The 214-nt window shown below is 51.9% G+C and carries 1 protein-coding gene; it reads left to right on the top strand.

Annotated elements, in window-relative coordinates:
* Positions 1-214, top strand: a 214-nt coding sequence (locus tag LKX83_RS33475; protein WP_304518370.1) for a DnaB-like helicase C-terminal domain-containing protein, incomplete at both ends; no start/stop codon positions are given.

Here is a 214-nt window from a genome sequence, read left to right as displayed (position 1 = left end):
CAATATTTCGCAGCTATATCCGGACAAGGGGGCCATTGGCATCTTCTCGCTGGAAATGTCTTCTGAGGCGCTTGTACAGCGCATGTTAAGCAACTTGGGGAACCTTTCAGGACTCGGCACCCGAAAGCTGAACGATGAGGAATACAGCAAATTTACGATGGCTGTCGGACTTCTGGCGAACCGAAACATTGCGATTGATGACGAGGCCGGCCAG

Source organism: Cohnella baijiui (assembly GCF_020731285.1).
Lineage (GTDB): Bacteria > Bacillota > Bacilli > Paenibacillales > Paenibacillaceae > Cohnella.
This window is presented reverse-complemented; position numbering and strand designations above follow the sequence as displayed.